Genomic DNA, 8,653 nt, shown 5'->3' with positions numbered 1-8,653 from the left:
AAAGAGAGCTTTTATCATCAATCAAAGAGACTAAAAAAGTTTTTATCTGTGAGGGATGATATGCAGGTTGCTCGAGGTGGTCAATCTAAGAAATTTAACCACTGTCAGTCTTTAAAAGAATTATGTTACTTAGTTTCTATTCGGCAGAAAAGTGGGTGGCTTCATCTTAAAAATACAACGAAGTCTGGAAGGCATTTAGTGAAGCTATTAAATTCTTCGGGAAGTGAGGTTTTAAAACAAGAGGTTTGTCCTTCTGGAGCGGATGTAAGAATGAGGGATGTTCGCGCTCATGCGCTTGGGAAAGGTGAAAGCAATAGCGGGTATTGTTTAAGTGCACAAGATAAAGAGAATGAGAAGCATTTTTCTTTTTCTCGTAATCAAAATAAACAAGAACCCACTAAACTTTTTGAGTCTCGGTTTAATCAATATAGCAGGGATAAAGGGCCTTTAGCGAGTCTTGAAGCCTGACTGTGTGAAAGTATGTGAGCGTGATCGATTGGAGCCAAATCTATTGTAGTGAGTGGCGCGGCGCTGAGTACAGCGTCGTGTTTTTCTTGCTTAGGCGAAAGTGTAGAGCACGTTAAAAACTGTTGTCGTTGCTAGTCGTTTAGAGCCTTCAGGCGTATTCGAAAGGTATTTTGTATCAAACTGTGCTTGCAGTCCGAGATTGTCTCGTAGCTGTGTAGTTAGAGCGGTGACGGTATTGATTGTTGTGAGGTTTGATGTATAGATTGGGGTAATGGTTTCTGTCAGTGCTGTTTTATCGTTGATTTGCCAATTCAGCTCTGCCTGAGTGTTTACACTCACTGTACTTTCGGGGGTAGCTGCGCCCTGGATTTTACGTTGCTGGTAGCCAGGGCCAATTTGGGTATCGATCATCACGCTTTGACTGTGATAGACGGTATAGCCATAACCAAGCGAATAGTTCCAGATATAATCATTGCCACTGAATCGGTCGTAGCCATAAGAGAATCGATTGTAAAAAAAACTGCTATCACCAAAGAGGTAGTTTGCCTGTGAAGATACATTATATTTATCGGTACTTAGGCCATTATCTGCCGAATGTTCATATTGTTGGTCGATTTTTGTTGAAATAATCCAAGGCGGAGTGGAATATTTTAAATTCAGTGTCGTGTTGCCTTTTTGAGAGGGATTATCCCCGGTATTAATTGTTGCTCCAGCGCCAATATTTGTCCCACGCCATGGGTTAGGGGTTGTGGTGGCCAGTACTGTGCTTTTTTGATAATTAGCCTTAAGTTTCATTAATTGTTGCTGGTTCTTAGCAAGTGTTTCTTGTTGCTCTTTAATGTGCTGCTGGAGCGCTTTAAAGTCTGCTAATGTGGGTGCTGAGGCTGAGTAAGCGGTGGTTATAAAAGCGAATGAAATTGACAGTGAGGCAGCTTTTTTTCAGCACAGCATAAACTCTTATTTTTTATAACCATAGTACGAGTATCGTCCGATGACTTCAAATGTTTTTGATTAATTGTGTTGATTGTTATTGCATATTATGAAATTTGCTTGAGTGTTGGGACTCTAGCAAGTTCCTGAGTCATTTTTGCAGTTCGACCTAACCTGGAGTTATAAACAACCGTATAGGCCAAAATATTTTTAATATAATGGCGGGTTTCTTTATAAGGGATGGTTTCTATCCAAAGGTCTGCAGCAATGGCTCTTTTTTCTGGCAGCCACTGATTAACACGACTGATTCCAGCATTGTAAGCGGCGAGTGCTAGGATTAGACGATTATCGTAGCGTTGTAATAGGCGTTTTAGATAAGCGGTGCCTAAAGCAATATTATGGTTTGCATCGAGAAGCTTAGAGGTGTAATGACGAATTTGTATTTTTCTGGCGATATAGCGTGCTGTTGCTGGCATGAGCTGCATAATCCCTCGAGCACCGACAGGAGAATAAGCGCGTTCGTGGAAAATGCTTTCTTGGCGGGCAACTGAGAAGATCCAGGCTGGGCTGATGTCATAGCGCTTAGCATAGCGTAAAATGGTATTATAGTGTGCCATAGGAAACCGTAATTTTAGATCGTCACGGTGTTTTGTTTTGGTTGTTGTGAGGACCGATAAATTATACCAGCCCCAATCGTGAGCAAGTTTTGCTGCGGCGAGCTTTTCTGTTTCAGTGAACCGGCTGATAGTATAAACCCACTCCCTGCGAGAAAAGTTAGCAAGACCTACTTTTTTAAATTCGAAAGCACGTTTGATCCCTGGCTTTTGTGAGACATCATCAAGAGTATGCTGGCTAATGTTTACGGCTTTTCGGTTTAAATGATAGGGTTGATTGAGCTTATTGCTGGCAAGAAAGCCATAATAGTCACGTTGTTTTGCGATTTGGCTATAAATTTTTTAGCGCTTTTGTTTTTTCGGCCGATTTGCTCAAGTGAACGCGCTTTCCAGTATTGCCAAATATTGCGCTCATATTCTTGTGGGGAAAGTGTATTAATAAGCGTTAGCGCTTGCTGCCATTGTCTTTGATAAAGGGCCACCCGTATCTGCCAAGAGTTTAGCGTTTCGCCTTTTTCTTGATGGGGGATTTTCTCCATCCAGGTATTTGTTTGTGGAGATTTGTTTAATGCAAGATAGAGGGCTATCGTTTTGGTGATTTCAGTTTTTTGATCATTGCTGAGTGAGAACTTATTTTTTAGGCGAGGCCAAATTTTAATCGCCTGATCGGGTTTGCGTTTAGCAAGTTGCAATAAAGTATCATTGGCAATATAGCTGCCTTTGCTACCTGCGGAGCGGATGAGCGATAATCGGGTAATTTTCTCTGGGTGACGACGTAAAATGCGCCATATTGTCAGTGATTTTTTATCTTTATTAGATAAGAATCGACTGAGATACATCGCTAGTTGATAGTTACGTTTTTGCATGGCGAGGCGCGTACGTTGCCAAGCTAATGTATGGGTCAGTTGCTTATGTTGGCGCAACGCACTGATGAGTCTATCGCAGGTTTTAGGGAGTGAACTACCGTGTAGCCAAATTTTTTTCAAACGCATTCAGTGATTGTTGTCTATAGTTGAGCTGGTAGCGCGCCCAGAGGTAACGGCATTGCATCGATATGCTTTTAGAAGGTTGATAATATTTTGTGAGCGTTTTCCACCACTTTTTATTATATAAGCTAATAAACCATTGACGCTGTAGTCGGTCATGGAATAAAGTGTTTTTGTATTGTTTAAGAAAGTGTTTGATTTCTCCGTTAGGCAATGCGCCTAATTTAAGCCGCCGAAGCAGCTCTTGATAGCGCAAATAAGGATAAAGTGGATAGGACTGGAGATTTTTTTAAGCCTCGTCGAAAGGACTTGAATCGATTTTTTTTCAAATTTTTTTCAGCTTGGATGAATAGTGCACGCTGTTTATCGGTGGATGTAGACGCATAAAGAGGAAAGGAAACAAATAGGGCAATGAGTGTAAAGAGGCTAGCAAGACGACGATATAGCATTCATGTCCCTATAATCTATGTTTTTGTCAAACTTTACTTCAATAATAGCAGAAAGCTACGATAGGGTGGATGTAAGTCATGTAAATTTATCTTAATGAAATAGTCGAGTTATTAAATATGCTAATTGCTTTGTGTTCACTATATGTAGATAAATTAAGTGGATTTAATGGAATTAATGTGCGTTAGTGGTTCTTGTTATGGTTGTTGGTAGGGTTGGCTTGTCAGATAATGAGTTGCGCTTGATTTTGTGTGTGCGATTGTTTACCATACGAAGCGCGTTATGAATACTTTATTAAGTCAATAAGTTATCATTGATCGAGAGGATTGAGTTATTATCTTGTGACGTTGGACTTTTTGAAAACTAAATAATATAAGGTTGGAGGGGAATATGAGTAGCACAAAAAAACAACCTAAATCAGAGAAAATCCCTGAGTCTGTAGGTGTTATTGAAATGACAATGACTGAGCTTTCTACACGACGTGCAGAAGCGATGGAAGCGATTCAAAGTGGCACTTATATTCAAATTGTTAAACACAAAAAACCAATTGGTATGCTTGTTCCATTTTAATATATCAATCTGGTTATCCATTCTCTTGATGCACTGGCCACGATTTTGGCTAGTGTTAGCATTTTTTTGAAAATTAATTTTTTTGAAATCTTTATTTTATTTAATCTATTGATATTTCTGGATATATCTTGTTTTTCTTCTAATAATAAAATTAAAGATAAGGCTTTTACTTGAGGGCGGGCTATGAGATCGACTGCCTATATAATAATTATTATTGTGACTGTGTTTCTTACTAAAGCACCGCTATTTGCTAGCAATATGAATGTTTATGCTGCTGTTGTCGTTGTGACGCCTCCCCATAAGGTTATAACGAGAGTGGTTAGTGAGTATGATAGAGAGTTAGAACAAGACTTTTATAGAAAATATAGAGTCTATTTGTAAAGAAGTTTTGTGTGATTAAAGTTAGAGCCTATTTGAGGCGATAAGCTCATCGGCATGTCTTCTTATGCTATTGATTTATTTGCATTATTAAACTCAATTTTGACTATTATCCCTGAAACGAGTAAGGTATAGCCTCCGAGAGCCCTTGTGGGCGTTTGACTTACGATCAAATAGGTAGAAATTTAATGAATCAAGTTGTTGTTGCGGCAATGTATAAATTTGCCTCGTTGCCAGACTATAAAGAGATCCAACCCAAACTCCTTGAGTTTTGTAAATCACAAGATATCAAGGGAACCTTATTACTTGCTCAAGAAGGGATTAATGGAACGGTTGCAGGAAGCCGCCTTGCCATAGATAACTTGTTGAGCTATTTAAGAAAAGACTCGCGTTTAAGCCAATTAGAGCATAAAGAGTCGTACTTGGAGCCATCTGCGGTTCCCTTTTATCGTATGCGAGTAAAGCTCAAAAAAGAAATTGTCACTCTAGGTGTTGAAGGGGTGGATCCTAATGAGACCGTGGGTCAGTACGTGAAGCCTGAGGACTGGAATGCTTTGATTAGCGATCCGGACGTGGTTGTTGTTGATACTCGTAATGATTATGAATACGATATTGGTACATTCAAGGGAGCGGAAAATCCTGAGACAGAGACGTTCCGTGACTTTCCTGAGTATGTTGAGAAAAATCTAGATCCGAAAAAACATAAGAAAGTTGCTATGTTTTGCACGGGTGGGATACGTTGTGAGAAGTCGACCGCTTTTATGTTAAAGCAAGGGTTTGAGGATGTCTATCACCTAGAAGGTGGTATCCTAAAGTATCTAGAAAAGGTGCCTAAAGCGGAAAGTTTATGGGAAGGCGAGTGTTTTGTTTTTGATAATCGAGTTTCGGTGAATCATGATCTTGAGCAGGGTCGTTATGATCAGTGCCATGGTTGTCGTTATCCGATTACAGCCGAAGATAAAGCGTCGCCTTTATATGTGCAAGGGGTAAGCTGCCCGCACTGTTATGATGAATTATCCGATGATCAGAAGGCGCGCTTTGCTGAGCGTCAGCACCAGATGGAGCTTGCTAAAACCCGAGGTCACCAACACATCGGTGACTCGATTACTTTGGCAAAAGAAATCAAACAGCAAAAACGCAAGGCACAAATTGAAGCGTGTCAGGCTAAACAAAAGTAGTTTGATCTCAAAAAATAAATTCATTAGTGAGGGGCAATGTGCCCCATTTTTTATGCTTTTTGGCAGTTATATCTATAAAATATAAGTATTAGTGAGTTAAAATATATCCTATTTTATTTCTCAAAAATTATGTGATCGCTTATGGATTTTTTATCTTTATGATATTCTATCGGTATTAATTTTATAGCACTTTATGGGGCGGTATGTGCTGATAAATGTGAGACGCAGGGCAATTCGCTTTAGTTAACTCTAGTAGCTGATTCAGATTTTACTGGTATTTTATGGAGAATTTTTTGGTGCTACTAGAAAAGTTTGATGATTAAGATTTTTGTTGTTTAAGTGAAGGTGAATACTCTTCGATCTACATTGAAAGAATGCAAACAGTAAACTGGCTGCCAATATATGACTCAATGACGGCGCACTTTGCTTTATCAAAAGGTTCGGTATATGCCCTTAAATATAAAGGTAGAGCGACTGCATTATCTGAAAAGAGCCAAGAGATTGTCTCTCAGCTATATGCTTTAAGTTCACATGCTTATGTGCCGTTATAAAAATTAGAATTTATAATTATAGGGATAAAAACAATGGAAGCAAAAAAGGATCAGTATACTCTTCAAACAGGTGCGGGTATTGCTGATGAAAGATTAGGTTTTTTGCAAAAAGTGCACGGACCCGATTCAATTGCTTTTCTTCGTAGGCATATGACAAGCAAAAATAATCGCATTTTGGATATCGGCTGTGGAACGGGCTATATGGCGACATGGATGGCTGATAATATTGCGAAAAATGTAACTGCAGTTGACCAATCACTTGCTCAGCTTGAAATTGCTAAATTAAGAACAACTTCTTTAAATATAAGAAATATTGAATTTATCCAGGGGGATGCTTATGACAGTGCAATGCAGGCTGGACAATATGATTTAACATACTCGCGATTTTTAATGCAGCACTTAACTGATGTCCCTCGCTTCTTGAAGAATACTTTTGATAGTAAAAACTGTGATGATTCTAATTATTTGATTATTGAAGCTGCAATTCATTCAGGTTGGGCGTCAATTCCACATCAAAACTATATTATTAGCGCTGCAAATTTGTTTAAGTCTTTGCTTGAAATAAATGGTAGTGATTTTGATATTGGCAATAAGATTTTTCATACGATGCGAGCCAGGGAGCGCCAAGCGCGGGGTGAGTATTCCGAGGTAGGCTCGGATTTTTAGCAGAGCGGAGTGACGTAGGGCCTTTAGGTCCGGAGTCGGCGGAACGAGTGTCTAAAAATCTATACGAGCCGTAGAGTCATCTGAGAGCGAGATGCGGAGTGTGCCGAATTAAGGCACGGAGCGTCTCGTGACGGGGACGGCCGAGGCATTATAGTCGTCGCGTTTTGCGAGGCGATTTTGCACCATGGAAGTGCAAAATACCTACCGAGGTAGCGACGCTTCCGTGGCAACAGAAATTGGCTTTGAATGCATTGATATTCATATTGCTCAACCTGTTTTGCATGGAAAATCGAATACGTTGATGCTTAAGCATTTGATTGAAGAGTGCGGGGAGCGATTTATTAACTTAGGGCTGATCGATGCTGAGAATCTTGCTAAATTACGCTTGCAACTTGATGAGTTTGAAGAAACAGATTTGGTTTTATTTCCAAAAGTTGCACAGATGTATTGCAAGTATTAAAAAGTTAAGTATATTTTAATTTTGATTGAATATTTCTTGATCTAACTGATGTAAAAAATTTAGACGATCTTTGATTTTTTTCTCAAGCCCTGATTCTTTAGGGTGATAGTAGTTGCCTTGGATATTTTCCGGTAGATAGCTTTCACCGGCAGCATAGTAGTAGGGCTCATCATGAGCATAGCGATAGTGTTTGCCATGATTAAATTCTTTCATAAGCTGGGTTGGAGCATTGCGAATGTGCAAAGGAACTTCGGCATTGGGATGGTCTTTAGCCTCTTGCATGGCAGCCTTAAAGGCCATATAGACAGCATTGCTTTTAGGGGCGCTGGCCAAATAACTGACTGCATGGGCAAGGGCAAGTTCGGCTTCGGGAGCACCTAAACGCTCTGTAACATCCCAAGCGTTTAAGGTGAGTTGTAAGGCGCGAGGGTCTGCATTGCCAATGTCTTCAGAGGCGGTGCGGACAAGCCGGCGTGCGATATACAGTGGATCACAGCCACCTTGGAGCATACGAGCCAGCCAGAAGAGTGCGGCATCGGGGTGAGAGCCTCGAATTGACTTGTGTAAGGCAGAGATAAGATCATAAAATTGGTCGCCGCTTTTATCAAAGTGACTAAGGGTTTCACCCAATAAACTTGCAAAGTGCGTTTTTGTAATGGTGATTGTTTGATGTGTCTGATTATTACTGTTATGAATTTGGGCAAGTTGCTCTAGGCCGTTGAGTAAGCGCCTGGCATCACCGGCGGCGTACTCAATGAGTTTGTGCTGTAAATCGCTTGGGAATTGAACCTGATAATGACCTAAGCCTAGTGGATGGTTTAAGGCACGAACGAGTATTTGCTCTAAGTGTGAATGCTGTAGTGATTGTAATTTATACACCTGCATACGTGAGATTAGGGCGCGGTTGATTTCAAAGGAGGGGTTTTCTGTGGTTGCGCCGACAAGCGTAAATAAACCTTCTTCGACAAAAGGCAGAAAGGCGTCTTGTTGAGATTTGGAAAAACGATGGATTTCATCGATAAACAACAATGTCTGTTGGCCAGCTTGTTGATTTTCACGTGCACTTTGAGCAGCGGTGCGGATGTCTTTGAGGCCCGCCATAATGGCAGAGAGTTCGATAAAGTGAGCATTAATTTGCTCAGCAAGCAGGCGAGCAAGTGTTGTTTTACCGGTACCGCTGGGTCCCCAGAGTATGATGGATGGGCAGCTTTGAATAAGGCTGGCTGGGCTGAGTGGGCCAGTGGTTAAGTGCTCTTGCCCTATGACCTCATTTAAATTTTTAGGGCGTATGCGGTGGGCTAGTGGGGCATTGGTATTTAGGTCATCAAATAAGTCGCGCATCAGGCCTGAGTCTCTTTGGATAACCGCTATACTTTAAATAAGTTAATAATAAAAATAAAGGGGC

The 8,653-nt window shown here is 40.5% G+C and carries 8 protein-coding genes and 2 pseudogenes; 5 read left to right on the top strand and 5 right to left on the bottom strand.

What is annotated here, in order from left to right:
- Nucleotides 1-468: pseudogene (locus BGC07_RS02455) on the top strand (hypothetical protein); the annotation flags it as partial.
- Nucleotides 469-558: 90 nt separating this feature from the next.
- On the opposite strand, the gene BGC07_RS02450 reads toward BGC07_RS02455, so the two are convergent.
- From BGC07_RS02450 to BGC07_RS21495, 4 genes and pseudogenes are all read right to left on the bottom strand, one after another.
- Nucleotides 559-1,263 (bottom strand): DUF481 domain-containing protein, encoded by a 705-nt coding sequence (locus BGC07_RS02450; protein WP_235602846.1) that lies wholly within the window; start codon nt 1,261-1,263, stop codon nt 559-561.
- Between the two features lie 242 nt (nt 1,264-1,505).
- Nucleotides 1,506-2,015 carry a lytic transglycosylase domain-containing protein gene (locus tag BGC07_RS21505; RefSeq protein ID WP_235602845.1) on the bottom strand — a complete coding sequence of 170 codons (510 nt, stop codon included), beginning with the start codon at nt 2,013-2,015 and terminating at the stop codon, nt 1,506-1,508.
- Between the two features lie 75 nt (nt 2,016-2,090).
- Nucleotides 2,091-2,213, bottom strand: a pseudogene (locus BGC07_RS21500) (hypothetical protein); the annotation flags it as partial.
- A gap of 59 nt (nt 2,214-2,272) precedes the next feature.
- Nucleotides 2,273-3,004: a hypothetical protein gene (locus tag BGC07_RS21495; protein ID WP_235602844.1), complete on the bottom strand. Its 732-nt coding sequence runs from the start codon at nt 3,002-3,004 to the stop codon at nt 2,273-2,275.
- An 831-nt stretch (nt 3,005-3,835) separates the two neighbouring features.
- Here BGC07_RS21495 and BGC07_RS02440 point away from each other — a divergent pair.
- The 4 genes from BGC07_RS02440 (at nt 3,836) to BGC07_RS20440 (ending at nt 7,248) form a co-directional block, all read left to right on the top strand.
- Nucleotides 3,836-4,015: a hypothetical protein gene (locus tag BGC07_RS02440; protein ID WP_069311827.1), complete on the top strand. Its 180-nt coding sequence runs from the start codon at nt 3,836-3,838 to the stop codon at nt 4,013-4,015.
- A 566-nt stretch (nt 4,016-4,581) separates the two neighbouring features.
- Nucleotides 4,582-5,571, top strand: coding sequence for an oxygen-dependent tRNA uridine(34) hydroxylase TrhO (gene trhO, locus BGC07_RS02430; protein WP_069311825.1), 990 nt, complete (start codon nt 4,582-4,584; stop codon nt 5,569-5,571).
- Between the two features lie 584 nt (nt 5,572-6,155).
- Nucleotides 6,156-6,788 carry a class I SAM-dependent methyltransferase gene (locus BGC07_RS02425; protein ID WP_069311824.1) on the top strand — a complete coding sequence of 211 codons (633 nt, stop codon included), beginning with the start codon at nt 6,156-6,158 and terminating at the stop codon, nt 6,786-6,788.
- 184 nt (nt 6,789-6,972) lie between these two features.
- A complete protein-coding gene (locus tag BGC07_RS20440; RefSeq protein ID WP_069311823.1) occupies nt 6,973-7,248 on the top strand; it encodes a hypothetical protein in 276 nt (91 codons plus the stop codon).
- A gap of 15 nt (nt 7,249-7,263) precedes the next feature.
- Here BGC07_RS20440 and BGC07_RS02415 read toward each other — a convergent pair whose 3' ends face one another.
- Entirely contained in the window at nt 7,264-8,589 is a 1,326-nt protein-coding gene (locus BGC07_RS02415) for a replication-associated recombination protein A (protein ID WP_069311822.1), read from the bottom strand.
- Nucleotides 8,590-8,653: the final 64 nt, after the last annotated feature.

Origin of the sequence: Piscirickettsia litoralis (genome assembly GCF_001720395.1) — a bacterium.
Taxonomy (GTDB): Bacteria; Pseudomonadota; Gammaproteobacteria; order Piscirickettsiales; family Piscirickettsiaceae; genus Piscirickettsia; species Piscirickettsia litoralis.
This window is presented reverse-complemented; position numbering and strand designations above follow the sequence as displayed.